We start from the raw sequence: 23,292 nt of genomic DNA, 5'->3' as shown, positions 1-23,292 counted from the left end.
CCCTCACTCGTTGACGGCGACGATGTGGCGCGGCGGGGTGGCCAGCACCGGCTCGCGCACCAGGTCGGTCACCTGGCCATCGACGATGTGCACGTTGCGCTGCGCGCGCGCAGCCAGTTCCGGGTCGTGGGTGACCATCACGATGGTGGTGCCGGCAGCGTTGATCTCCTCCAGCAGTTCCATCACGCCGCGGGCCATCTGTGTGTCCAGGTTGCCGGTCGGTTCGTCGGCCAGCAGCAGGCGCGGGCTGCCGGCAAGCGCACGCGCAATGGCCGCGCGCTGCTGCTGGCCACCCGACAGTTCATTCGGATAATGCTTCATGCGCGAGCCGAGGCCGACCTGGCTCAGCGCCTTCTCGATACGTTCGCGGCGCTCGTTGGCGCTCATCTTCCGATAGCGCAGCGGCACGTCGACGTTGTCGAACAGGTTCAGGTCGGGGATCAGGTTGAAGCCCTGGAAGATGAAGCCGATCTTCTGGTTGCGCAGGCGGCTGCGGGCGTCGTCGCCCAGCGTGCTCACGTCCTGGCCGTCAAGCATGTAGGTGCCGCTGGTGAAGGTTTCCAGCAGGCCGGCGATGTTGAGGAAGGTGGTCTTGCCGGAGCCTGACGGGCCGGTGACGGCGACGAACTCACCTTCCTTGACCTGCAGTTCCAGCGAGCGCAGTGCGTGGGTTTCCACCTGTTCGGTGCGGAAGACCTTGGCGACCGAACGCATTTCGAGCATGTACATGGGGTGTCCTCTCTCCAGGATTCAGGTATCAGGTATCAGTTGACGGAGACGCGTTCGGCGTCCTTGAACAGGTCGCTGCCAGAGACCACGATGCGGTCGCCCGGCTGCACACCCGACTTGATTTCCACTTCGCCCAGGCTGCTGACGCCCAGTTCCACCGGACGCCGCACTGCGGTGCGGCCATCCATCACGTAGGCGATGCCGTTGCCCTGTTCGACGAACGGGCCGCGCTCGACCTTCAGCACGTCCTTGCGGGTGTCGAGCAGCACGCGCACCGACATCCGCTGGCTCTGGCGCAGGCCTTCCGGCTGCGCGCTGGCGAAGCGCACGCGGGCGTTGACCTCGCCGTTGACCACTTCCGGCGACACCGCACTGATCTCGCCCGGGAACGGCTTGCCGTTGCCGCCGGTCAGCTGCGCCGGCATGCCGATCGCCAGGTCGCGGGCGAAGCTCTCCGGCACCTTGATCTCGACCTCGAACTTGGACAGGTCGACCACGCCCAGCACGGGCGCATTGGCGGCCAGGTTGGTGGACTGGACGGCCTGCACCTGGCCGACCTGGCCGTCGAACGGCGCGCGCAGGGTCAGCGCGTCCACCTGGCGCTGCACTTCAGCCACGACGGCCTTCTGGCGGTCGGCCAGCAGGCGCTTGTTGCGGGCGTCCAGGTCAGCGCCCTGGCTCTGCAGGCGTGCATCGGTGGTGGCGTTGGCCAGCGTGATGTCGGCCTTCTTCAGCGAGTCCTTGGCCTTGGCCAGATCGATCTGCGGTACTGCACCGCCGTCGTAACCGCGCTGGTAGCGCTGCAGGTCGCGGTCGGCGGCCTGGCGCTCGATGGTGGCCTGGTCGGTTTCCTTGCGCGACTTGGCGCGGGCCAGGGTGGCGTCCAGCGCGGCGCGGCTGGCCTCGGCTTCCAGGCCGGCCAGGGTGGCCTGCTCCTGGGCCAGCTTGCTGCGCAGTTCCGGGCTGTCGATGACCGCCAGCTCCTGGTCCTTCTTGACCACGTCACCGGCAACGACTTTCAGGTCCACGGTACCGGCCGAGATGGCGTACAGGATCGGGCTGTTGGCGGCAATCACCCGACCGTCGGCGGCGATGTCGCGGACCAGGTCTCCGCGCTTCACTTCGGCGATGCGCACGCGGCTGCTGTCGTAGGAGCGGCTGGCGTTGGACCAGGCGTACACGGCCCAGCCGATGCCGGCCAGCAGCGCGATGGCGCCCAGTGCCGGCCAGCGGTAACGCTGCCAGTTGGCGCGGGTGGTGCCGGCCGGGGCGGAGGAAACGATCTGGTCCTGTGCGGAGGTGTCGCGGATCATCGGGTGCGTGCCTGACGGTGGTAGTGGGTACCAAGCACGTAGCGTGCCAACTTTATTTCCTTGTGGGTCAATGGGTTGGGAGGCGCCCTGAAGTGTCCGGGTGTCCGCGGACACCTTTCCGGACACTTTCATTAAGCGGACAGGAGGGGGAGCGCGGGCCCGCAGGCTAGAATGCGGCGATCGTCTTCAAGGAAACGCGTGACATGTGTGGAATCGTGGGTGCGATCGCTGATCGCGACGTAGTGCCGGTGCTGATCGAAGGCCTGAAGCGCCTTGAGTACCGTGGTTACGATTCCTCGGGCATCGCGGTGATCGACCATGCCGAACGGCCGGATGTGCGCCGCGTGCGTCGTACCGGCCGTGTGTCGGAAATGGCCACTGCGGCCGAGGCCGAGGGCTTCAATGCAGTGCTGGGCATCGGCCACACCCGCTGGGCCACCCACGGTGGTGTCACCGAGGCCAACGCGCATCCGCACATCAGCCACGGCGTGGCGCTGGTGCACAACGGCATCATTGAAAATCACGAGGAGCAGCGCGAGAAGCTGCGTGCCCTGGGTTACACCTTCGAGTCGCAGACCGACACCGAAGTCATCGCGCACCTGATCCATCACCACCTGAAGGACGGCGACGACCTGCTGGTGGCGCTGCAGCATACGGTGAAGGAGCTGACCGGTGCCTACGCACTGGCCGTGGTCAGCCGCGCCGAGCCGGAACGCTTCGTCTGCGCGCGCATGGGCTGCCCGCTGCTGATCGGTCTGGGCGAGGGCGAGAACTTCGTGGCGTCCGACGTTTCGGCGGTGATCTCGGCCACCCGCAAGGTGATCTTCCTGGAAGAGGGCGACACCGCCGAAATCCGCCGCGACGGCGTGCGCATCTTCGATGAGCATGACCAGCCGATCGAGCGCGAGGTGCACCTGTCCGACGTATCGCTGGCATCGCTGGAGCTGGGCCCGTACCGCCACTTCATGCAGAAGGAAATCCACGAGCAGCCGCGCGCGCTGGGCGACACCATCGAGGCAGCGATCGACGCCGGTGGTTTCCCGGCCGAACTGTTCGGCAAGAATGCCGAGGCCGTGCTGTCAGGCATCGAAGGCGTGCAGATCATCGCCTGTGGCACCAGCTATTACGCCGGCCTGACCGCGCGCTACTGGATCGAAGCCATCGCCGGCCTGCCGTGCAGCGTGGAGATTGCCAGCGAGTACCGCTACCGCGCCGCCTATGCGAACCCGAAGCACCTGATCGTCACCATCTCTCAGTCCGGCGAAACGCTGGATACGATGGAGGCGTTGAAGTACGCCAAGTCGCTGGGCCACAGGCACACGCTGTCGATCTGCAACGTGCCGGAAAGCGCGATTCCGCGCGCCAGCGAGCTGGTCTGCTACACCCGCGCCGGCGCCGAGATCGGCGTGGCGTCGACCAAGGCCTTCACCACCCAGCTGGCCGCACTGTTCCAGCTGACCGTGGTGCTGGGCAAGCTGCATGGCCGCATCGACGCGGCGCAGGAAGCGGACTACCTGGAGCAGCTGCGCTTCCTGCCGGGCAGCGTGCAGCACGCGCTGAACATGGAGCCGCAGATCGCCGCCTGGGCCGAGCGTTTCGCCCGCAAGAGCAGTGCGCTGTTCTTGGGTCGTGGCCTGCATTACCCGATCGCGCTGGAAGGCGCGCTCAAGCTCAAGGAAATCTCCTACATCCACGCCGAGGCCTACCCGGCGGGCGAGCTGAAGCATGGCCCGCTGGCGCTGGTGGACGAGGACATGCCGGTAGTGGTGATCGCGCCCAACGACAGCCTGCTGGAGAAGGTGAAGTCGAACATGCAGGAAGTGCGCGCGCGCGGCGGCGAGCTGTTCGTGTTCGCCGACCAGGACAGCAACTTCAACGAGTCCGAAGGCGTGCATGTGATCCGCACGCCGCGCCATGCCGGCGTGCTCAGCCCCATCGTGCACACCATCCCGGTGCAGCTGCTGGCGTACCACACCGCACTGGCACGTGGCACCGACGTGGACAAGCCACGCAACCTGGCCAAGAGCGTGACGGTGGAGTAACTCCGCCGGAACCGCTGGAAGCTGCATGCGAAAGGGGCCCCACGTGGGCCCCTTTCGTTTGCGCCGGTGGTCGTGCCAAGTGGGACAGCCGCCGGGTGTTCTGTCCGCTGTCGGCAGCAGGCAATCAATCTTTAATGCGCGACATCGCCTGTATTCAGCGGCGGTTTCAGCCGCGGTGCCATTCTCTGGATCGTCAGTTGGTTCCCACGACGAACTGTCCTATCGATGCCGGTAGTGACCGATGGTCGCAGTCGTAGAATCGATTTGACCGAGGGCCGGGTTGAGCGGTTGAACCCACCTCGTTCGCGTTGCAGCACGTCGTCTGCCGATCCATTTCCACCGGCAGCCGGGTGCGCCAGACGTGCGCTGAAAGGTCTGTTCCCGGGGAGGGGGCGTATCGGAAGAGCACACTTTTTGACTTAGTGACCTGCACCAGGAAACAAGAATGAACGTCCGCGAACTCCTGCAATCCAAGAAAGAAGCTGTCATCACCATCGACGCCGAAGACACCATCGGTGCCGCCGCCCACAAGATGAGCGCGAACAAGATCGCTGCGCTGGTGGTGATGAAGGACGATGCCCCGGTCGGCATCATTTCCGAGAAGGACATCGTGCGCACCCTGGCCGACGACGGCCCGCAGGCCGGCCGCCGGGTGATCTCCAGCCTGCCGTCCACCGGCCTGGAAGGCATTGCGCCGGAAGCGACCCTGAAGCAGGCCATGTCGCTGATGACATACTCGCGGCGCCGTCATCTGATGGTCACCGAAGGCACCCTGCTGGTGGGCATCCTCAGCCTGGGCGACATCGTGAAGAACCTGCTGGGCGAGCTGGAGCTGGAAAAGGCCGTGCTGCAGGACATCTACATGGCCGCCCACTGAGGGCTGGACCCTTGGATGCAGAGAAGCCGGGCATTGCCCGGCTTCTTCGTTCACGGCTTCGGTGATATCAGAAAGTGACCTTCACCGAATCGGCACTGTAGTTCGCCGGACCGTGATAGACCACTTCGATGTTGTTGCCATCCGGATCGAGCACGAAGGCGCCGTAGTAGCCGGGATGGTAGGGGCGCTCGCCGGGCGCGCCGTTGTCGGTGCCGCCGGCGGCGATCGCGGCGGTATGGAAGGCATCGACGGTGGCGCTGTCGCGTGCCTGGAAGGCCAGATGGTGGCGCCCGGTCAGCTGGCCGGCGGCGGCCTCGCTGCTGGCGCTGGAAATGAACAGCTCATCGGCCCAGAAGTAATCCTCGCCTTCGCCGGCGATCGGGATGCCGATCGTATCGAACACCGCCTGGTAGAAGCGCCGGCTGGCGGCCAGGTCGCGCACCACCAGCTGGATGTGGTCGATCAGGCGGCCACGGTGCAGTTCCATCGTTTCCATACGAACCTCGCAAAAAAGGGGACGGAGGGGATTAAGTCGCTTCCAGCCAATAGTGCCAGAAACGACTTAATCCCCTCCGTCCCCTTTTTGGGTCAGACGTTGGAGATGATCTCGACCCAGTAGCCGTCCGGATCCTTGATGAAGGCCAGGTTCTTCATGCGGCCATCGGTCAGGCGCTTCTGGAAGGTCACGCCCAGGTCCTCGAAGCGCTGGCAGGCGGCTTCGATGTCCGGCACGGACACGCAGATGTGGCCGAAGCCGCGCGGGTCGCTGTTGCCGTCGTGGTAGACCGCGCCGTCCTGGGTCTCGGTGCCGTGGTTATGGGTCAGTTCCAGCACACCCGGCAGGCCGGCCATCCACACGCGGCGCTGGGCATCGTCTTCCGGCACCACCGCGCCGGCCTGCACGTAGGCCAGGAAGTACAGGCTGAACTGGGCCTCCGGGAAGTCGCGCTTGTCGATCAGCTGGTAGCCGAGCACGCGGGTGTAGAAGTCCAGCGAGGCGGTGATGTCCTTCACCCGCAGCATGGTGTGGTTGAACACGAAGCCGGTGGTCTCGGCCGGGGCCTGGGCGGCGACGCCGGGGACATCGCGCAGGGCGGGAATGGTCATGGGGGAGGTCCTTCAGACAGGGCCGTTGCTGGCCGGATGGGGCCATTCTACCGGCCGTCACCTGACGGCACCGCGACGTACAATGGGCGGATCGCACCGTTCCGTTCTGAGCATTGCCCGCCATGTCGCAGCGTGAATGGGTGGCTGCCGCCATCCGCAAGATCGAAGCCAATTTCAACCGTTCCGCCGATACCCACCTTATCCCGCTGGCGCTGCCCGGGTTCGCGGGCATCGATGTGTACTTGAAGGATGAATCGAGCCATCCCACCGGCAGCCTCAAGCACCGGCTGGCGCGCTCGCTGTTCCTGTATGCGTTGACCAACGGCTGGCTGCGCGAAGGACGGCCGGTGATCGAGGCCTCCAGCGGCTCGACGGCCGTGTCCGAGGCCTATTTCGCGCGCCTGCTGGGGGTGCCGTTCATCGCGGTGATTCCGGCCACGACCTCGCCGGAGAAGATCGCCGCCATCGAGTTCCACGGGGGCCGCTGCCACCTGGTCGAGCGCGCCTGCGAACTCAACGGTGAATCGGAGAAGCTGGCCCGCGAAACCGGTGGCCACTTCATGGACCAGTTCACCTATGCCGAGCGGGCGACCGACTGGCGCGCCAACAACAACATCGCCGAATCCATCTTCAAGCAGATGGCCGAGGAGCCCAGCCCGGTTCCGGAATGGATCGTGTGCAGCCCCGGTACCGGCGGTACCGCAGCGACGCTGGGCCGCTATGTCAGCTACCGCCGGCATGACACCCGCATCCTGTGCGCGGACCCGGAAGTGTCGGTGTTCTTCGATGGCTATCAGGCTGCCGTGGCCGGCCAGCAGGACTGGCGCGGCCTGACCTGCAGCGGCGGTTCGCGCGTGGAAGGCATCGGCAGGCCGCGGGTGGAGCCGAGCTTCATCCCGACCAGCGTCGATGCGATGGTGAAGGTGCCCGACGCGCTGAGCCTGGCCGCGATGCGCCATGTCAGCCGCCAGCTCGGCCGCCGTGTCGGTGGCTCCACCGGCACCAACTTCATCGGTGTGCTGCAGGCGGCGCAGTGGATGCGTGAGGCGGGCCACCAGGGCAGCATTGTCAGCATCCTGTGCGACAGTGGCGAGCGCTACGCGCAGAGCTATTACGACCCGGCGTGGTACGCGCGCCAGGGCATCGATGTCGACGGCGCCGATGCGCAGCTGGCGGCGGCAGTGGCCGGGCAGGGGCTGCCGGAACTGCCGTGGTGCAGCCTGGAAGCATTGTAGAGCCCTTGTAGAGTCGAGCCATGCTCGACTCCGGGAAAGAGCCGTCGAGCATGGCTCGACGCTACAGATTCAGTAGCCCGCCGCGGTGAACGCGTCCAGCACTGCATCTCGCAGCGCATCGGGCAAGGCCTCGATGTCCATCGCGCGATCATCCAGATGCAGGCTTGGGTCCAGGATGCTGGCACGGCCCTGGGCCAGCGCCTGCAGCCACAGCAGCACGCAGATCACGAACTCGCGCTCATGGCCCAGCCGCAGCTGGCTGGCGCCGCGTTCGATCACCTCGAACGGGTACCACTCCTGGGCATCGTTGAACATGCCGCCCTGCTGCAGCACTGCCTGCAGTTGATGCAGGTGACGCGGGGCGTCGTCGCCGGCATCGCACAATGCGGCGATCCAGGTCAGTTCGGCCGGGCTGGCGGACAATGCCAGTGACCGGGCCGGTGAGGCGGATGCAACTGCAGCCAGACCTTCCATGTAGGGCCTCGTTCGGTGCGTATCGCTGCGGACTCCCCCGCAGCCAGAGCTTCAGCGCGGGACCGTAAGGCCGACGTGAATGCCGGGCCGTGCCCCCTTGTCAGCCCCGCCTGCCAGCGCCATATCCTGCATGCTGCCCGCCCGCCGGGCCCGTACCCTGGAGATCTGACGTGACCGTTGCCAACCCCCTGCTCGATTTTTCCGGCCTGCCGCGCTTCGAGGCCATCCGCCCCGAGCACGTGGCGCCGGCGCTGGACGTGCTGCTGGCCGAGGCCGAAGCCGCCGTCAGCACGGCCGAGCAGGTGCAGCCGGTGCGCTGGGAGACCTTCGTTGCCCCGCTGGACGATGCCACCGAGCGGCTGTGGCGCGCCTGGGGCCTGGTCGGCCACCTGCAGGGCGTGGTCAACACCCCGGAACTGCGTGAGGCCTACAACAGCAACCTGCCGCGGGTGACCCGCTTCGCCAGCGCGCTCAGCCAGAACCTGGCGTTGTACCGGCAGTACCAGACGCTGGCCGCCAGCACCGAGGCGGCGCGCTTCGACGAGGCTCAGCGCAAGGTGCTGGACAACACGCTGCGTGACTTCCGCCTCGGCGGCGCCGAGCTGGCGCCGGAGGCGCAGCAGCGCTTCGCGGCGATCAAGGAAGAACTGTCGGCGCTGTCGGCGAAGTTCTCGCAGAACGTTCTTGACGCTACCGATGCCTGGTCGCTGATCGTCGAGGACGAAGCGCGATTGAAGGGCCTGCCGGAAGACGTGAAGGCCGCCGCGCATGCCGCAGCACAGAAGGACGGCAAGTCTGGCTGGAAACTGACCCTGCAGATGCCGTGCTACCTGCCGGTGCAGACCTGGGGTGAGGACCGCGACCTGCGCGAGATCCTGTACCGTGCCAGCGCACAGCGTGCGTCCGAATTCGGCGATGACACGCTGGACAACAGCGGCAACATCGACCGCATCCTCGCCCTGCGCGCGGAACTCGCCGCACTGCTCGGCTTCGGTTCGTATGGTGATTATTCGGTGGCGACCAAGATGGCGCAGGACCCGGCCGAGGTGCTCGGTTTCCTGCGTGACCTGGCCTCGCGCGCCAAGCCGTTCGCGGCCAAGGACCGTGCTGAACTGGAACAGTTCGCACGCGAGCAACTCGGTATCGACAGCCTGCAGGCCTGGGACTTGGCATTCGCTGCCGATCGCCTGAAGCAGGCGCGTTACAGCTATTCCGAACAGGAAGTGAAGCAGTACTTCACCGAACCGAAGGTGCTGGGCGGCCTGTTCTCGGTAATCGAGCAGCTGTACGGCCTGCGCGTGCAGGAGGACAGCGCGCCGGTGTGGCACGAGGATGTGCGCTTCTTCCGCCTGGTCGATGCGCAGGGTGCGCTGGTGGGCCAGTTCTACCTGGACCTGTACGCGCGCGAAGGCAAGCGCGGTGGCGCGTGGATGGATGATTGCCGTAACCGCCGCGAGCGTGCCGACGGCAGCGTGCAGACGCCGCTGGTCTACCTGGTGTGCAACTTCGGCCGAGGTGCCAATGGCAAGCCGGCTACCTTCAGCCACAATGAAGTGACCACCCTGTTCCATGAAATGGGCCACGGCCTGCATCAGCTGCTGACCCGCATCGGCGAACTGGGTGTGGCCGGCATCAACGGCGTGGAATGGGACGCGGTGGAGCTGCCCAGCCAGTTCATGGAGAACTTCTGCTGGGAATGGGAGCACCTGCAGGCGATGACCGCACATGTGGACAGTGGCGAGCCGCTGCCGCGCGCGCTGTACGAGCGCATGCTGGCTGCACGCAACTTCCACAGCGGCATGGCCACCGTTCGCCAGCTGGAGTTCGGCCTGTTCGACATGCTGCTGCACAGCCAGTTCGAGCCGGCGCAGGACAGCGTTCTGGCACTGCTCGATCGTGTGCGCGCGGAAGTGGCGGTGAACCACCCGCCGGTCTGGAACCGCTTCCCGCATCAGTTCAGCCACATCTTCGCCGGCGGCTACGCAGCCGGTTACTACAGCTACAAGTGGGCCGAGGTGCTGAGCGCCGATGCCTATGCGGCGTTCGAGGAGGCGCCGCAGGCGCTGGCTGAAACCGGCGCGCGCTTCCGCGAAGAGATCCTGTCGCGTGGTGGCAGCCGCCCGGCGGCGGAGAACTTCAAGGCCTTCCGCGGCCGCGCGCCTCAGATCGACGCGCTGCTGCGCCACTCGGGCATGGCGTAAGGTGTTTGGTAGGTGCCAACCTTGGTTGGCACGTTACCGTTATCCACGCATGGCGTGGATCTACCGGAATGTTCGGACATGGCGTAACGCCTTGGTAGGCGCCAACCTTGGTTGGCGAAAAGCCCAGGCCAACCAAGGTTGGCCTCTACCGGGCGTCGCGCCTTGGGGTCATTCGGCGTAGATCATCTTCCGGGTCATGCCGCCGTCCACGATGAAGTCCTGGCCGGTGGTGAAACCGGACAGCGACGACAGCAGGTACACCGCCAGTGCACCGATGTCTTCGGGGCGGCCGACCCGGCCGACCGGGTGTTGCGCATGATCGATGGCTGAGTATTCCGGCGCGTGGCGCCGTGAGGGGGCCTGCCACGCAGTGGTGCCGATCCAGCCGGGGCTGATGCTGTTCACACGCACCGCCGGACCGGCGCTGATCGCAAGTGCATGGGTGAAGGCCACCAGCCCACCCTTGGCTGCCGCATAGGCTTCGCTGTGTGCTTCGGATTGCCAGGCCCGGGTGGAGGCGATGTTGATGATCGCACCGGCGGCGCTGGCGGTCAGTGCTGGCAACGTGTGCTTGCTGCACAGGAATGCACCGTGCAGTGACGACAGCCGGCGCTGCCACTCGTCCCAGTCCATATCCTGCAACCCTGTGCCGTGTGGACCGGCGATGCCCGCGTTGTTCACCAGTCCGTCGATACGGCCGAAACGCTGCAGGGCCACGGCGATGAAGTCGCGCACGCTGGCTTCGTCGGTGATGTCCAGGCGCTGGAACGCGGCATCCTCGCCGCGCTGCCATTCCGCCAGACACGCTTCTCCGGCCTCCACGTCCAGGTCGCCGATCAGCACGCGTCCACCGGCACCAAGTACGGCCTGGGCAATACCACGGCCGATGCCGTTGGCACCGCCGGTGACCAGCACAACCTTGCCCGACAGTGGCGCGGCCGGCCATGCGGCAATCGGCGGCACCGTGCTCACGTCAGGTCTTCGCCGCGCAGGCGGCGATGCCAGCCGTCCACACCGATGCGGTCCAGGGTCTGGATGTTGCGCTCGACGATCACGTCCGGGTCCGGATAGACATCCACCGCGCGTGCCACGCTGTCTTCGCGCAGCAGGTGCAGGGTGGGGAAGGGCGCGCGGTTGGTGTAGTTGCTGGCGTCGTCCGCGGCCACGCCATCGAACTGGTAGTCCGGGTGGAAGCTGGCCACCTGCAGGATGCCCTGCAGGTCCAGTGCCTCGATCGCCGCATCGGCGTTGTCGAGGAAATCGTTGTAGTCGAGGAAATCGGTCAGCACCTGCGGATGCACGATCAGCGTCGTGTCGATCTGCTCGGCCGGCGTATCGCGCAGCAGCACCAGCTCCTCGGCCAGCTGTTCAACCAGCGCTTCCGGCGTGGTCGCATCGCTGAGCACGATGCGGACCTGGTCCTTCACGTACACCGCCTTGGCGAACGGGCACAGGTTCAGGCCGATGACGATGCGCTCCAGCCACAGGCGGGTGGCTGCGATCGGGTCATCGGTGGGCAGGGAGGTATCGGTCATGGCGGGCACGTGGGCTGGCGGGGCCGCCATTGTAGGCAGTGTGCCGGTGCTGCGCTGTCCACTGTGCAGGAACTGGACAGTGGCGAAGCTGGAAATTCCTGAAGATTCAAACCGTTGCGCGCTACCGATGGATGGCCGATTGCCAGTCCGGGGCGACGGGCGTGGAATGGATGCACGACACAGGAGGACACCCATGACTGCATCTTCCCCGTGGCTGCCGGACGCCCTCTGGGCCGGCGCCTTCTTTGATGGCCACTGGCAGGCTGCCCCGCAACGGCACCCGGTGATTGAACCGGCCACTGGCCGGGAGCTGGGCGAGATCGGCCTGGCCGACCCGGCGCAGATCGCGCGTTCGGCGGCTGCCGCGGCACAGGCGCAGCAGGCTTGGGCGGCGGCGCCCTACGAACAGCGTGCCGACGTGCTGCGCAAGGCCGCGCGTCTGGCCGAAGAGAACATCGACACCCTGGTCGAGTGGCTGGTGCGCGAAAGCGGCTCGACCCGCCTGAAGGCCGGCTTCGAGACCAAGGTGACGATCAAGGCGCTGCACGAGGCCGCCGCACTGCCGTCGCGCAGCACGGGTGAGATCCTGCCGTCCGAGCCGGGCAAGCTGAATCTGGCGCGGCGCCGCCCGCTGGGTGTGGTCGGGGTCATTTCGCCGTTCAACTTCCCGCTCTATCTGGCGATGCGTGCGGTGGCCCCGGCGATCGCGCTGGGCAACGCTGTGGTTCTCAAGCCGGACCCGCGTACGGCAGTGTGTGGTGGCGCGGTGATCGCACGCCTGTTCGAGCAGGCGGGCCTGCCGGCAGGCGTGCTGCACATGCTGCCCGGCGATGGCGCGGCCGGGGCCGCGCTGACCAGTGACCCGCACGTGGCGATGATCCAGTTCACCGGTTCCACCGCCGCCGGGCGCAAGGTCGGCGAAGCGGCGGGCAAGCACCTGAAAAAGGTTTCGCTGGAGTTGGGTGGCAAGAATTCGTTGATCATCCTGGACGATGCGGACCTGGACCTGGCGGTGGCCAACACCGCGTGGGGCGTCTACCTGCACCAGGGCCAGATCTGCATGGCGACCGGCCGCGTGCTGGTGCACCGGAAGATCCACGACACGTTCCTGCAGAAACTGGTGGCCAAGGCCAACGCGCTGAAGGTAGGCGACCCGGCACGTGAGGACGTGGCGATCGGCCCGCTGATCAATGCTGGCCAGCGCGACCATGCTGCACGCGTGGTCGAGCAGGCGGTGCAGGCCGGTGCCACGCTGGAAGCGGGCGGCACACACCGGGAGCTGTTCTTCGCACCCACCGTGCTCGGCAACGTTGCGGCCGACAATCCGGCCTTCAGCGAGGAAATCTTCGCGCCGGTAGCGGTGGTGGTGCCGTTCGACAATGACGACGAAGCGGTGCGCCTGGCCAACGACAGCGAGTACGGGCTGTCGATGGCGATCGTGTCCAGCAACGTCGGCCGCGCACTGAAGATCGGCGAGCGCCTGCGTACCGGTCTGCTGCACATCAACGACCAGACCGTGAATGACGAGGTGATCAATCCCTTCGGCGGCGTCGGCGCGTCCGGCAACGGCACCAGCATCGGTGGCCCGGCCAACGGCGAGGAGTTCACCCAGTGGCAGTGGTTGACCGTCAAGGGCGAAGCGCCCGCTTACCCGATCTGATCGAAGGAGCCATCACGATGAACGACAACAACGCAACGCGTGAGATCACCGCCGCCGTGGTACGCGGCAAGGAGCAGCCCTTCGTCATCGAGCAGGCGACGCTGCGCGGTCCCCAGGACGACGAGGTGCTGGTGAAGGTGGTGGCCACCGGCCTGTGCCATACCGACCTGATCGTGCGCGATCAGTACTATCCGGTGCCGCTGCCGGCGGTGCTGGGCCATGAGGGGGCGGGCATCGTCGAAGCGGTTGGCCCGAACGTGCGCGACCTCAAGGCGGGGGATCACGTGGTGCTGACCTACGGCGCCTGTGGTCACTGCAATCCCTGCCGGGGTGGACACGGTGCTTACTGCAGGGATTTCTTCGCCCTGAACTTCGGTGGCGATGATGGCCACGGCCATACCGCCATCACCGATGCGCAGGGCCAGCCGCTGCACGATCATTTCTTCGCCCAGTCCTCGTTTGCCACCTACGCGCTGGCCCGCGAGATCAATGCGATCAAGGTGCCTGATGACGCACCACTGGAACTGCTGGGCCCGCTGGGGTGCGGCATCCAGACCGGTGCCGGTGCGGTGCTCAACTCGCTGCAGGTGCGGTCGGGCAGCAGCTTTGCAAGCTATGGTGCCGGTGCGGTGGGCCTGAGCGCGGTGATGGCGGCCAAGGTGGCCGGGGCCACCACCATCATTGCCATCGACGTGGTGCCTTCGCGCCTGGAGCTTGCTCTGGAGCTGGGGGCCACCCACGTGGTCAACAGCCGGGAGACCGATGTGGTCGAGGCGGTGCGTGCGATCACGGGTGGGGGTGCTGACTTCGCGCTGGAATCGACCGGTCGTCCGGACGTGCTGTCCGCTGGCGTCGAGGCGCTGGGTGGGCTGGGCATGATGGGCGTGGTCGGTGCGCCGAAGCTGGGCACCACCGCCAGTTTCGATGTGAACAACCTGCTGCTCGGCGGTCGCAGCATCCGCGGCATCGTCGAGGGCGACAGTGTGCCGCAGGTGTTCATTCCGCAGCTGGTGACCCTGTTCCAGCAGGGACGCTTCCCGTTCGACAAACTGGTGAAGTTCTATCCGCTGGAACAGATCAACCAGGCGGCCGAAGACAGCACCCGTGGCATCACCCTGAAGCCGGTGCTGCGCATCGCGGCGTAGTTTCCCCTGTTGGTTGTGCCGGCCGCTGGCCGGCATGGGGCAGATCCGTTTTCCATAACGGCTCTGCCCCTTTGTTTGAACGCGTCTTGAAACGGAAACGCTCCGTTGCCGAGACGTAACATGACGTTGCCGCTGGCGGGTGTACGCTGCGTCCATGATGGCCACGACAGTCGGGCAGCAACAACTGGTGGCGGCACGTACCGCTTTCGCCGACGGCGATGCGCGCTCATTGGGCGTGTTGCCGCTGCCGCTGCAGCAGTCATGGCTGCGTTCGCGCGCAGCGGGCCTGCAGCCGGGGCAGGAGCCGGACTATCGGCCGCTGCTGGGCGATGGCCGCCATCTGTCCCATCCCGATGACCGGCGCCTGGCGCGTTGCGTGCAGCCGGAGCTGGAACAGCTCTGGGCGGCCTTCGGTGGGCGTGGCTGGACGATGTTCTGCGCCAACCGCGACGGCATGGTGATCGCGCAGCAGGCCCACGGGCTGGAAGATGCTCCCTTGCTGCGGCCGATCCAGGTCGGGCGACAGCTGGGCGAGACCGAGATCGGCACCACTGCGCCAGCGGTCAGCCTGGCCGACGATGTGCCGGCACTGGTGCGCGGCAACGAACACTACCTGCAGCGGTTCGCGCCGGTGTTCTGCCTGAGCGAGCCACTGCACGATCTCGACGGTCGGGTCTGCGGAGTGATCGATATCACCGGTCTTGGCGAGCGCGATCCCGCGCTGCTGCAGGGCTATTTCCGGCAGGCTGCGCTGGCTAGCGAAAATCGCTTGTTCCACAGCCTCACCGACGTGCATCTGCTCGCCGTGCAACATGATCCGCGCTGGCTGGCGTCACCGCTGCAGGGACTGCTGGCGGTGCAGGAGGATGGCCAGCTGCGTGCAGCCAACCGCGTTGCACGGCGCCTGCTGGGCCTGCCACGGCGCGGGCCGTTGCCGCTGCTGGGTCTGGAAGCGCTGTTTGCCGGTGCCAGTGCGGCGCAACGGCGTCGGCTGCTGCAACCGGGCGCAGCGCATCGGGTCCGGTTGGGCGAGGGCAGTGCGGTCTACCTGCAGCGTCTGCAGGGGCCGCGGGGCGCGACGCACCGGTCTACTGTGCGAAGCACCCCGGCAGACCCAGGCGCGCCGCTGCTGCGTGACCAGCAGCGTGAGGCCGCGCGTCGCGCGGCCCTGGCCGCTGACGGCAACCTCAGCCTGGCCGCACGCCAGTTGGGAATCTCGCGCACCACGCTGTACAAGCTGCTGCGCGATTGACCGCGTAGTCCACCGGGCAGGTCCCGGCGGGGGCATCAGTCGCGGAAGTTGTTGAACTGCAGCGGCAGTTCGAACTTGCCGGCCTTGAGCACGGCGATGGCGTCCTGCAGATCGTCGCGCTTCTTGCCCTGCACGCGCAGCTTGTCGCCGTTGATCTGGCTTTCCACCTTCAGCTTGGCGTCCTTCAGTGCCGCCGCGATCTTCTTGGCGATCTTCTGCTCGATGCCCTGCTTGACGGTGATCTTCTGCCGGGCCTGGGCCAGGTTGGTTTCGATGTCGCCGAACTCCAGGCTGAGCACGTCGATGCCGCGCGCGGCCAGGCGTGCGCGCAGGATGTCGTTCATCTGCTTGAGCTGGAACTCGGTCGGCGCCGTCTGATTGATGACATCGCCATCGCGTTCGAACTTGGCGTCCACGCCCTTGAAGTCGAAGCGGGTGGCCAGTTCGCGGTTGGCCTGGTCGATGGCGTTGGTCAGCTCGTGGGTGTCGACTTCGGACACGACGTCGAAGGAAGGCATGGGCGGTGCTCCGCAGAATTCAGTGGCGGTCATTCTATCGTGCTGGCTGCATACCCGTTTTGTGGAGTCGAGCCATGCTCGACTCGCTCCCTCCCTTGTAGCGCCGAGCCATGCTCGGCTGCTTTGTGAAGAGCAGTCGAGCATGGCTCGACTCTACAAGGCGGCCCGCCGAGCATGGCTCGGCGCTACATAAGAGCAACAGGCGGGCGATAATGGGCCATGAACCTGCAACGCTCTCCCTCGCGCGCGGTGACCTGGATGGTTGCGGCGGTCGCCTGTTTCTCGCTGATGGACGCCGGCATGAAGCAGCTGTCGGCCAGCTATCCGACCCTGGAAGTGACCTTCCTGCGTGGTGCGGCTTCGTTGCCGTTCGTGCTGGTCTGGGTGCTGGTCAGCGCCGGCCCGCGCTCGCTGATCCCGCGCCGCTGGGGCCTGCACCTGCTGCGTGGTGGGCTCGGCATGGCGATGATCGGCTGCTTCGTGTTCGCCCTGCGTGACCTGCCGCTGTCCACCGCCTACACCATCTATTTCGTTGCCCCACTGCTGATCGCCGCGCTGTCGGTGCCGTTGCTGGGTGAGCGGGTTGGCCCGCGGCGCTGGGTGGCCATCGGCATCGGCCTGGTCGGCGTGCTGGTGGTGCTGCGGCCGGGCGTGGACGGCTTCATTTCGGTGCCGGGGCTGATGGTGCTGGCCGCGGCCACCGCGTATGCGGTGGCGGCGATCACGGTCAGCCTGCTCACCCGCACCGATACCTCGCAGTCGATGGTGGTCTGGTTCCTGGTGATCATGGCCATCGGTGCCGGCCTGCTGGCCCTTCCCGGCTGGGTGCCGCTGCAGCTGGAGCATGCGCCGCTGATCGCCGGCATGGGTCTGGCCGGAGCGCTCGGTCAGATCGCACTGACCAAGGCCTTCCAGCTGGGCGAGGCGTCGATGATCGCGCCGTTGGAGTACAGCGGCCTGGTGTGGGTGATCGGCTGGGACCTGGCCTTCTGGGGCCAGCTGCCGGACAGCTATACCTGGGTGGGCGCGGCGATCATCGTCGCCTCGGGGCTGTACCTGCTGCACCGTGAGCGGGTGAACCGGCAGGAACCGCCGAAGCCGCTGGATCATCCCTGAGCCGGGGTAGTGCCGGCCGCTGGCCGGCAACTCCTTGCCCCGGAGGGATCGCTGCAGGTGCCGGCCAGCGGCCGACACTACCGGGTGCGGGCGACTTAGAACCAAAAGGAATAACATTCTGGCCCATGGCGCGGGCGCGCGACCGCCTGCGCTGGTAGGCTGCACGCCCCCTTCCGTCACCCAGCCGGTGAGCCACGCCCGTGATCGAGTTCCAGCGCCTGCACAAATCCTATGCCGTTGCCGGCCGCGCAGTCAGCGCGCTGCAGCCGCTGGACCTGACCATCGAGGCCGGTGAGGTATTCGGCATCATCGGCCATTCCGGCGCCGGCAAGTCGACCCTGATCCGCATGATCAACCGCCTGGAAGAGCCCAGCGGTGGTCGCCTGCTGATCGGTGGCGAGGATGTCACCGCACTGGACGCGGATGGCCTGCGCGCGCTGCGCAGGCGCATCGGCATGATCTTCCAGCACTTCAACCTGCTGTCGTCGCGCACGGTGGCCGGCAATGTCGCCTTCCCGCTGGAGCTGGCCGGCACGCCGAAGGCGGAGATCGACGCGCGCGTGGCCGAGTTGCTGCAGACCGTGGGCCTGGAGGCGCATGCGCAGAAGTACCCCGCACAGCTGTCCGGTGGCCAGAAGCAGCGCGTCGGCATCGCCCGTGCGCTGGCGACACGCCCGCAGATCCTGCTGTGCGACGAGGCCACCAGTGCGCTGGACCCGCAGACCACCGCCTCGGTGTTGTCGCTGCTGTCGAAGATCAATCGCGAGCTGGGCCTGACGATCGTGCTGATCACCCACGAGATGGACGTGATCCGCCGTGTCTGCGACCGTGTCGCCGTGCTCGACGCCGGCCAGATGGTCGAGACCGGGCCGGTCACCCGGGTGTTCCTGCACCCGCAGCACCCGACCACGCGCCGTTTCGTCAGCGAATCGGAGCACGTGGATGAAGGCGCGCTGCACCGTGATTTCGATGCTGTCGGTGGCCGCATCGTGCGCCTGACCTTCCTCGGCGGAGACACCTACGAACCCCTGCTCGGCAGTGTCGCGCGGGAGACCGGGGTCGACTACAACATCCTGTCCGGCCGTATCGACCGGATCAAGGACACCCCGTATGGCCAGCTGGTGGTCGCCCTGGTGGGCGGTGACCAGTCCGCCGCGCAGGCCGCGTTCGTGGCTGCCGGCGTGCACGTTGAGGAGCTGCGTCGATGATCATCGCCACTGCCGGCGGATTCTTCCGCCACCTGGATGCGGGCAAGTGGGCCGACATCGGCCAGGCCACCATCGACACCCTGCTGATGCTGCTCGGTTCGCTGCCGCTGACCCTGGCCATCGGCCTGCCGCTGGGCGTGCTGCTGTACCTGTTCGGCGCGCCGCAGATGAAGCGCCGTCCGTTCGCCTACGGCGTGCTGGCGCTGGTGGTGAACCTGTTGCGCTCGGTGCCTTTCATCATCCTGATGATCGTGCTGATCCCGGTCACCCTGTTCCTGATGGGGACGTCGCTGGGGGTACGCGGTGCGATCGTGCCGCTGGTGATCGGTGCCGCGCCGTTCTACGCGCGCCTGGTCGAAACCGCACTGCGCGAAGTGGACCGTGGCGTGATCGAAGCGACCCAGTCGATGGGTGCCACCAGCTGGCAGCTGGTCACCCGCGTGCTGCTGCCCGAGGCGCGCCCCGGCCTGATCGCCGGTGCGACGGTCACCACCGTGGCGCTGATCGGCTTCACCGCGATGGGCGGTGCGATTGGTTCCGGCGGCCTTGGTGACCTGGCGTTCCGCGATGGCTACCAGCGTTCGCACACCGACGTGGCCCTGGTTACCGTGGTCCTGCTGTTGGTTCTGGTGCAGCTGCTGCAGATGCTCGGCGACCGCCTGGTCGCGCATTACAGCCGCAAATGACGAGGCGCCGGGGCGCTGCCCCCGGCGTCGCCCGGTGCATCGCGGCAGCCGGCCAGCGGCCGGCTCTACCCCATTGCCTGGAAACGGTAGTGCCGGCCGCTGGCCGGCAGAGCCTGCAGAACCTGCAGAACTTCGACAGTGTGCCTGTCATAGCGCCAGGCTCTGGAAGCCGCCACACCCATCAGGAATCGATATCGCCAGACTGGGACTGGCAGCACACCCCGTTCCTTGGTATGTTCCGTTCAACGTAATACGTTTTACGGAATGATCCGTTCATTCCGCTGCAAGCAGACCCGTGCCCTGTTTGAAGGAACCTGTCCACGTGCCTGGCTTTCGATCCGGCGGGCTGCCGAGCGCAAGCTGCAGCTGCTCGACTCGGCACAGACGTTGGCATTCCTGCGCAGCCCGCCCGGGAACCGACTCGAGGCGCTGTCAGGTGATCGGAGAGGGCAGTACAGCTTGCGTATCAATGACCAGTGGCGGCTGTGCTTTACCTGGACTGACAACGGTGCCGATGCCGTGGAAATTGTTGACTATCACTGAGGTGCCCGCCATGAAGCGTCCCCACAACGGCATGCGCGCCATCCATCCTGGCGAGATCCTGCGCGAAGAGTTCCTGATGCCTCTGGCGTTGAGCGTGAACGCGCTGGCAAGGGCCTTGGATGTTCCCGCAACACGGCTGCACGCCATCGTGCACGGGGAGCGCAGTATTTCGGCCGATACCGCGGCACGGCTGGCGCGACATTTTGGTGGGGATGCCGCGTCCTGGCTTGCGATGCAGGCGGCCTACGACCTCAAGACATTGCCAACGCGCAGCGAGATCGAGCGACGGGTACAGCCGCGGGCAGCGTGAATTCGGGGCGCACGGACCGAGGTCCGCGGCCACAATCCAGTCAACGCACGTTCGGTACTTCGTAGCCCAGCTTGCCGACCTGCTCCGGGTGCTGCGGCACGCGCTTGAGCTTGTCGGTGTTCACGCCGTACTCGTCACGCAGGCGCTCGGCCAGCTCCTTGTACAGGGCTTTGTCCATGTCCGGCGTACGCGAGAAGATCCAGGCCATTTCACGGCCGGGATAGCCGATCAGCGCCCACGAGTAATCCGGCGCTACTTCCAGCACCCTCGAATGCGTAGGCACGACACGGTAGAACCAGGTGCGCCAGCCGTGGTTGCCGCTGTCCGGGTCGACGCTGGCGCGGGCACGCACTTCCTGCAGCGGTTCGCCGAAGCCATCACGGTAGCGGTAGGTGATGCCGACCTTGTGCGCGTCGCGCAACTCGTACTCGTTGACGCTGGCGACATGGCCACGTTCGATGAAGTTCGGCACGCGGCCGATCACGTACCAGGTACCCATGAAGCGCTTCAGGTCGATCGGTGCGTCCAGGGCAGCCGCACCAGAGGCGCTGGTACGGGGCGACGGCGGCTCACTGGCGGCCACGGCGGGGCCGGCCAGGGAAAGGGCCAGCAGCGCGGCGCAGAGCGGGCGGATCGAAGTCATGCGGGAGCGGGCTCCAGTGGGCTTGCACGCGCATGGTCGACTGTGTGCACGCGATCCGTCAATGGTGTCGCAACCTGTGAGAAGGGGGTTGCCCATGCTGTGTTGCATTGTCCACCGGAGAAGCCCCATGAACGCACGTTCCGTCCGCCGCTCTGCAACTGAACGCGTCATTCTCGAGCGTGCCGACCCGCGCCTGCTGCGCAGCGTGCAGCAGCTGGCCCTGGCCGGTATGGCGCTGGTACTGGTCTGGCCGGCCGCGCGCGGCAGCAGTGCCTGGCTGGGCTGGCTACCCATGTGGCTGGTGGGCATGCCGCTGGTGGCCTGGTGGGCGTTGCTGCGCTTTCCGTTGCCGCGCCTGTCGTGGCTGCGGCTGGCGCGTCGTACCGGTGGACAGGCACGTCGCCGTAGCGGCGGGACGGCGCGAGGCCGTCGCGGCTCCACCGCCGCGGCCTGACCTTCGACACGGGGGCGGCCGCGGCGATCCATGCTAGCGTTCCACGGCTTATGACTGCCTGGAGCTGCAATGTCTCGACTCGCTTCCGCCTGCCTGCTGGCCGGCATGATGACCGCTGCCTCGGTGGGGACCGCCGTGGCCGCTGAAGACACCGATCGCTACGCCTGGCTCGAAGATGTCACCGGCGACAAGCCGCTGACCTGGGTCAAGGAACAGAACGCCAAGTCCGAGGCGCGCCTGGCGCAGACCCCGGCCTTCAAGCAGATGGAGACCAGCATCCGCGAGGTGCTCGACTCCGATGCCAAGATCCCCGGCGTGCAGAAGATCGGCGACTACTACTACAACTTCTGGAAGGACCAGCAGCACGAGCGCGGCCTGTGGCGGCGCACCACCCTGGCCGAGTACCGCAAGGCCTCGCCGCAGTGGGAAACCGTGCTCGACCTGGATGCGCTGAACAAGGCCGAGGGTGAGAACTGGGTCTGGCATGGCGCCGATTGCCTGCGCCCGGACTACAGCCGCTGCCTGATCGCGCTGTCGCGCGGCGGCGCCGACGCCGACGTCACCCGTGAGTTCGACCTGGCCAACAAGACCTGGATCAAGGACGGCTTCTTCCGTCCCGAGTCCAAGGGCGGCCTCAACTGGGTCGACCGCGACACCGTGTTCGTCTACACCGACTTCGGTGCGGGCTCGATGACCACCTCCGGCTACCCGCGCGTGGCCAAGCTGTGGAAGCGCGGCACGCCGATGACCTCGGCCACCGTGGTGTACGAAGGCAAGCCGGAAGACATGTACATCGCGGCGATGCACGATGACACCCCGGGCTTCGAGCGCAACCTGGTCAGCCGCACGCTGGCGTTCTACAACAACGAGCTCTACCTGCGTGGCGACGATGGCACGCTGACCAAGATCGACGCGCCGAACTCGGCCGAGAAGGGCCTGCACAAACAGTGGCTGACCCTGGAACTGCGCGATCCGTGGACCGTGGGCGGCAAGACCTACGCGTCCGGTTCGCTGCTGGCGACGAAGCTGGACGACTTCCTGGCCGGCAAGCGCGACTTCGAGGTGCTGTTCACCCCGACCGCGACCACCTCGCTGGCCGGCGCCACCTGGACCAAGAGCCACCTGGTGCTGAACGTGCTGGATGACGTCAAGAACCGCCTGTCGGTGCTGACCCCGGGCGCCGATGGCTGGCAGACCAGCCGCTTCGTCGGCGCGCCGGCCTTTGGCACGCTGGCGGTGGGCGCAGTGGACAGCAACGACAGCGATGCGGTGTGGCTGACCGCCACCGACTACCTGACCCCGACCACGCTGGCTCTGGCCGAGATCGGCCAGGCGCCGGAAACGTTGAAGACCATGCCGGCCTTCTTCGATGCCAAGGGCAAGGTGATCGAGCAGCACTTCGCCACCAGCAAGGACGGCACCCGCGTGCCGTACTTCGTGGTGCACGACAAGGCGATGAAGCTGGACGGCTCCAACCCGACCCTGCTGTACGGCTATGGTGGCTTCGAGATCTCGCTGACCCCGAATTACTCCGGTGGCATGGGCCGCGCCTGGCTGGAGAAGGGCGGTGTGTACGTGGTCGCCAACATCCGTGGTGGTGGCGAGTACGGCCCGCGCTGGCACCAGGCAGCGCTGAAGCAGAACCGTCACAAGGCCTATGAAGACATGGCTGCGGTGGCGCGCGATCTGGTCAAGCGCAAGATCACCAGCGCCAAGCACCTGGGCGTGCAGGGTGGCAGCAACGGTGGCCTGTTGACCGGCAACATGCTGACCCAGTACCCGGAGCTGTTCGGTGCAGTGGTGGTGCAGGTGCCGCTGCTGGACATGAAGCGCTACAGCCACCTGTTGGCCGGTGCCTCGTGGATGGCCGAATACGGCAACCCGGACACCAGCGACTGGGAGTTCATCAAGACCTTCTCGCCGTACCACCTGTTCGACGCGAAGAAGAACTACCCGCCGGTGCTGTTCACTACCTCCACCCGCGATGACCGCGTGCACCCGGGCCATGCCCGCAAGATGGCGGCGAAGATGATCGACGCCGGCAAGGACGTGACCTACTACGAGAACATCGAAGGTGGCCACGGCGGCGCAGCCAACAACGCGCAGGCCGCACACATGTCCGCACTGGCCTACAGCTTCCTGTGGGAGCGGTTGGGCGGCAAGTAAGCAGAACGGAAAACGCCGCCCCAGGGCGGCGTTTTTCGTTGGGTTCACGTATCCACGCATGGCGTGGATCTACCTACG

General features: G+C 66.5%; 23 protein-coding genes. 14 read left to right on the top strand and 9 right to left on the bottom strand.

The genetic code is table 11. The features are described 5' to 3' along the window. Positions 1–3: 3 nt before the first annotated feature. Positions 4–729 (bottom strand): ABC transporter ATP-binding protein, encoded by a 726-nt coding sequence (locus tag ACZK4Z_RS19735; protein WP_032129038.1) that lies wholly within the window; start codon positions 727–729, stop codon positions 4–6. 35 nt (positions 730–764) lie between these two features. After that, positions 765–2,042 (bottom strand): efflux RND transporter periplasmic adaptor subunit, encoded by a 1,278-nt coding sequence (locus ACZK4Z_RS19730; RefSeq protein WP_049399200.1) that lies wholly within the window; start codon positions 2,040–2,042, stop codon positions 765–767. 203 nt (positions 2,043–2,245) lie between these two features. Here ACZK4Z_RS19730 and glmS point away from each other — a divergent pair, with 203 nt between their 5' ends. Both glmS and ACZK4Z_RS19720 read left to right on the top strand, forming a co-directional pair. Beyond that, a complete protein-coding gene (gene glmS / locus ACZK4Z_RS19725) occupies positions 2,246–4,084 on the top strand; it encodes a glutamine--fructose-6-phosphate transaminase (isomerizing) (protein ID WP_071228878.1) in 1,839 nt (612 codons plus the stop codon). 445 nt (positions 4,085–4,529) lie between these two features. Continuing rightward, positions 4,530–4,961, top strand: a complete 432-nt coding sequence (locus ACZK4Z_RS19720; protein ID WP_006394252.1) for a CBS domain-containing protein — start codon at positions 4,530–4,532, stop codon at positions 4,959–4,961. A 67-nt stretch (positions 4,962–5,028) separates the two neighbouring features. Here ACZK4Z_RS19720 and ACZK4Z_RS19715 read toward each other — a convergent pair whose 3' ends face one another. Together ACZK4Z_RS19715 and gloA are read right to left on the bottom strand one after the other, a co-directional pair. Next, on the bottom strand, positions 5,029–5,457 hold the full coding sequence (locus ACZK4Z_RS19715) for a VOC family protein (RefSeq protein WP_049421411.1): 429 nt from the start codon (positions 5,455–5,457) through the stop codon (positions 5,029–5,031). 92 nt (positions 5,458–5,549) lie between these two features. Further along, a complete protein-coding gene (gene gloA / locus ACZK4Z_RS19710; protein ID WP_125893403.1) occupies positions 5,550–6,068 on the bottom strand; it encodes a lactoylglutathione lyase in 519 nt (172 codons plus the stop codon). 122 nt (positions 6,069–6,190) lie between these two features. Here gloA and ACZK4Z_RS19705 point away from each other — a divergent pair, with 122 nt between their 5' ends. Further along, the gene (locus ACZK4Z_RS19705; protein WP_478450994.1) at positions 6,191–7,303 is read left to right on the top strand and encodes a PLP-dependent cysteine synthase family protein; all 1,113 of its coding nucleotides are present in this window, start codon (positions 6,191–6,193) and stop codon (positions 7,301–7,303) included. A 69-nt stretch (positions 7,304–7,372) separates the two neighbouring features. Here ACZK4Z_RS19705 and ACZK4Z_RS19700 read toward each other — a convergent pair whose 3' ends face one another. Further along, the gene (locus tag ACZK4Z_RS19700; RefSeq protein WP_125893405.1) at positions 7,373–7,777 is read right to left on the bottom strand and encodes a hypothetical protein; all 405 of its coding nucleotides are present in this window, start codon (positions 7,775–7,777) and stop codon (positions 7,373–7,375) included. Between the two features lie 170 nt (positions 7,778–7,947). On the opposite strand from ACZK4Z_RS19700, the gene ACZK4Z_RS19695 reads away from it, so the two are divergent. Beyond that, the gene (locus ACZK4Z_RS19695) at positions 7,948–9,978 is read left to right on the top strand and encodes a M3 family metallopeptidase (RefSeq protein ID WP_125893407.1); all 2,031 of its coding nucleotides are present in this window, start codon (positions 7,948–7,950) and stop codon (positions 9,976–9,978) included. Between the two features lie 168 nt (positions 9,979–10,146). Here ACZK4Z_RS19695 and ACZK4Z_RS19690 read toward each other — a convergent pair whose 3' ends face one another. Both ACZK4Z_RS19690 and ACZK4Z_RS19685 read right to left on the bottom strand, forming a co-directional pair. Continuing rightward, positions 10,147–10,950 (bottom strand): SDR family oxidoreductase, encoded by an 804-nt coding sequence (locus ACZK4Z_RS19690; RefSeq protein ID WP_049460889.1) that lies wholly within the window; start codon positions 10,948–10,950, stop codon positions 10,147–10,149. Further along, positions 10,947–11,513: a DUF1415 domain-containing protein gene (locus tag ACZK4Z_RS19685; RefSeq protein WP_125893409.1), complete on the bottom strand. Its 567-nt coding sequence runs from the start codon at positions 11,511–11,513 to the stop codon at positions 10,947–10,949. Before ACZK4Z_RS19685 ends, ACZK4Z_RS19690 begins: the two co-directional genes overlap by 4 nt. Positions 11,514–11,706: 193 nt before the next feature. Here ACZK4Z_RS19685 and ACZK4Z_RS19680 point away from each other — a divergent pair, with 193 nt between their 5' ends. The 3 genes from ACZK4Z_RS19680 to ACZK4Z_RS19670 all read left to right on the top strand — a co-directional run bounded on the left by ACZK4Z_RS19680 (position 11,707) and on the right by ACZK4Z_RS19670 (position 15,570). Continuing rightward, complete coding sequence (locus ACZK4Z_RS19680; protein WP_125893411.1) at positions 11,707–13,173, top strand: benzaldehyde dehydrogenase; 1,467 nt, start codon at positions 11,707–11,709, stop codon at positions 13,171–13,173. 17 nt (positions 13,174–13,190) lie between these two features. Then, positions 13,191–14,318, top strand: coding sequence for an NAD(P)-dependent alcohol dehydrogenase (locus ACZK4Z_RS19675; protein ID WP_049399218.1), 1,128 nt, complete (start codon positions 13,191–13,193; stop codon positions 14,316–14,318). A gap of 154 nt (positions 14,319–14,472) precedes the next feature. After that, positions 14,473–15,570 carry a helix-turn-helix domain-containing protein gene (locus tag ACZK4Z_RS19670; RefSeq protein WP_125893413.1) on the top strand — a complete coding sequence of 366 codons (1,098 nt, stop codon included), beginning with the start codon at positions 14,473–14,475 and terminating at the stop codon, positions 15,568–15,570. A gap of 35 nt (positions 15,571–15,605) precedes the next feature. Here ACZK4Z_RS19670 and ACZK4Z_RS19665 read toward each other — a convergent pair whose 3' ends face one another. Next, complete coding sequence (locus ACZK4Z_RS19665; protein WP_006471121.1) at positions 15,606–16,088, bottom strand: YajQ family cyclic di-GMP-binding protein; 483 nt, start codon at positions 16,086–16,088, stop codon at positions 15,606–15,608. A 219-nt stretch (positions 16,089–16,307) separates the two neighbouring features. On the opposite strand from ACZK4Z_RS19665, the gene ACZK4Z_RS19660 reads away from it, so the two are divergent. The 5 genes from ACZK4Z_RS19660 to ACZK4Z_RS19640 all read left to right on the top strand — a co-directional run bounded on the left by ACZK4Z_RS19660 (position 16,308) and on the right by ACZK4Z_RS19640 (position 19,951). Continuing rightward, positions 16,308–17,204: a DMT family transporter gene (locus ACZK4Z_RS19660; protein WP_180838456.1), complete on the top strand. Its 897-nt coding sequence runs from the start codon at positions 16,308–16,310 to the stop codon at positions 17,202–17,204. A 200-nt stretch (positions 17,205–17,404) separates the two neighbouring features. Further along, a complete protein-coding gene (locus ACZK4Z_RS19655; RefSeq protein WP_032129022.1) occupies positions 17,405–18,412 on the top strand; it encodes a methionine ABC transporter ATP-binding protein in 1,008 nt (335 codons plus the stop codon). Further along, positions 18,409–19,098 (top strand): methionine ABC transporter permease, encoded by a 690-nt coding sequence (locus tag ACZK4Z_RS19650; RefSeq protein ID WP_478450993.1) that lies wholly within the window; start codon positions 18,409–18,411, stop codon positions 19,096–19,098. Before ACZK4Z_RS19655 ends, ACZK4Z_RS19650 begins: the two co-directional genes overlap by 4 nt. Before the next feature lie 264 nt (positions 19,099–19,362). Further along, on the top strand, positions 19,363–19,641 hold the full coding sequence (locus tag ACZK4Z_RS19645; RefSeq protein ID WP_080356578.1) for a type II toxin-antitoxin system RelE/ParE family toxin: 279 nt from the start codon (positions 19,363–19,365) through the stop codon (positions 19,639–19,641). A 10-nt stretch (positions 19,642–19,651) separates the two neighbouring features. Further along, the gene (locus ACZK4Z_RS19640; RefSeq protein ID WP_049463234.1) at positions 19,652–19,951 is read left to right on the top strand and encodes a HigA family addiction module antitoxin; all 300 of its coding nucleotides are present in this window, start codon (positions 19,652–19,654) and stop codon (positions 19,949–19,951) included. Positions 19,952–19,991: 40 nt separating this feature from the next. On the opposite strand, the gene ACZK4Z_RS19635 is transcribed toward ACZK4Z_RS19640, so the two are convergent. Then, on the bottom strand, positions 19,992–20,594 hold the full coding sequence (locus ACZK4Z_RS19635) for a lipocalin family protein (RefSeq protein ID WP_010481371.1): 603 nt from the start codon (positions 20,592–20,594) through the stop codon (positions 19,992–19,994). A 127-nt stretch (positions 20,595–20,721) separates the two neighbouring features. On the opposite strand from ACZK4Z_RS19635, the gene ACZK4Z_RS19630 reads away from it, so the two are divergent. Both ACZK4Z_RS19630 and ACZK4Z_RS19625 read left to right on the top strand, forming a co-directional pair. Then, a complete protein-coding gene (locus ACZK4Z_RS19630; RefSeq protein ID WP_125893417.1) occupies positions 20,722–21,048 on the top strand; it encodes a hypothetical protein in 327 nt (108 codons plus the stop codon). A gap of 69 nt (positions 21,049–21,117) precedes the next feature. After that, positions 21,118–23,214 (top strand): prolyl oligopeptidase family serine peptidase, encoded by a 2,097-nt coding sequence (locus tag ACZK4Z_RS19625; protein ID WP_125893419.1) that lies wholly within the window; start codon positions 21,118–21,120, stop codon positions 23,212–23,214. Positions 23,215–23,292 lie beyond the last annotated feature (78 nt).

The organism is Stenotrophomonas sp. 71799_Sma (assembly GCF_056482505.1).
The sequence above is the reverse complement of the archived record's forward strand: the minus strand, read 5'-3'. Positions and strand labels throughout refer to the sequence as shown.

Coding starts and splice junctions, on each gene's coding strand:
- ACZK4Z_RS19675 (WP_049399218.1), top strand. CDS start 13,191: ATGAACGACAACAACGCAACGCGTGAGATCACCGCCGCCGTGGTACGC.
- ACZK4Z_RS19645 (WP_080356578.1), top strand. CDS start 19,363: ATGATCCGTTCATTCCGCTGCAAGCAGACCCGTGCCCTGTTTGAAGGA.
- ACZK4Z_RS19670 (WP_125893413.1), top strand. CDS start 14,473: ATGATGGCCACGACAGTCGGGCAGCAACAACTGGTGGCGGCACGTACC.
- glmS (WP_071228878.1), top strand. CDS start 2,246: ATGTGTGGAATCGTGGGTGCGATCGCTGATCGCGACGTAGTGCCGGTG.
- ACZK4Z_RS19650 (WP_478450993.1), top strand. CDS start 18,409: ATGATCATCGCCACTGCCGGCGGATTCTTCCGCCACCTGGATGCGGGC.
- ACZK4Z_RS19720 (WP_006394252.1), top strand. CDS start 4,530: ATGAACGTCCGCGAACTCCTGCAATCCAAGAAAGAAGCTGTCATCACC.
- ACZK4Z_RS19640 (WP_049463234.1), top strand. CDS start 19,652: ATGAAGCGTCCCCACAACGGCATGCGCGCCATCCATCCTGGCGAGATC.
- ACZK4Z_RS19700 (WP_125893405.1), bottom strand. CDS start 7,777: ATGGAAGGTCTGGCTGCAGTTGCATCCGCCTCACCGGCCCGGTCACTG.
- ACZK4Z_RS19735 (WP_032129038.1), bottom strand. CDS start 729: ATGTACATGCTCGAAATGCGTTCGGTCGCCAAGGTCTTCCGCACCGAA.
- ACZK4Z_RS19635 (WP_010481371.1), bottom strand. CDS start 20,594: ATGACTTCGATCCGCCCGCTCTGCGCCGCGCTGCTGGCCCTTTCCCTG.
- ACZK4Z_RS19625 (WP_125893419.1), top strand. CDS start 21,118: ATGTCTCGACTCGCTTCCGCCTGCCTGCTGGCCGGCATGATGACCGCT.
- ACZK4Z_RS19665 (WP_006471121.1), bottom strand. CDS start 16,088: ATGCCTTCCTTCGACGTCGTGTCCGAAGTCGACACCCACGAGCTGACC.
- ACZK4Z_RS19630 (WP_125893417.1), top strand. CDS start 20,722: ATGAACGCACGTTCCGTCCGCCGCTCTGCAACTGAACGCGTCATTCTC.
- ACZK4Z_RS19705 (WP_478450994.1), top strand. CDS start 6,191: ATGTCGCAGCGTGAATGGGTGGCTGCCGCCATCCGCAAGATCGAAGCC.
- ACZK4Z_RS19685 (WP_125893409.1), bottom strand. CDS start 11,513: ATGACCGATACCTCCCTGCCCACCGATGACCCGATCGCAGCCACCCGC.
- ACZK4Z_RS19715 (WP_049421411.1), bottom strand. CDS start 5,457: ATGGAAACGATGGAACTGCACCGTGGCCGCCTGATCGACCACATCCAG.
- ACZK4Z_RS19730 (WP_049399200.1), bottom strand. CDS start 2,042: ATGATCCGCGACACCTCCGCACAGGACCAGATCGTTTCCTCCGCCCCG.
- ACZK4Z_RS19660 (WP_180838456.1), top strand. CDS start 16,308: ATGAACCTGCAACGCTCTCCCTCGCGCGCGGTGACCTGGATGGTTGCG.
- gloA (WP_125893403.1), bottom strand. CDS start 6,068: ATGACCATTCCCGCCCTGCGCGATGTCCCCGGCGTCGCCGCCCAGGCC.
- ACZK4Z_RS19680 (WP_125893411.1), top strand. CDS start 11,707: ATGACTGCATCTTCCCCGTGGCTGCCGGACGCCCTCTGGGCCGGCGCC.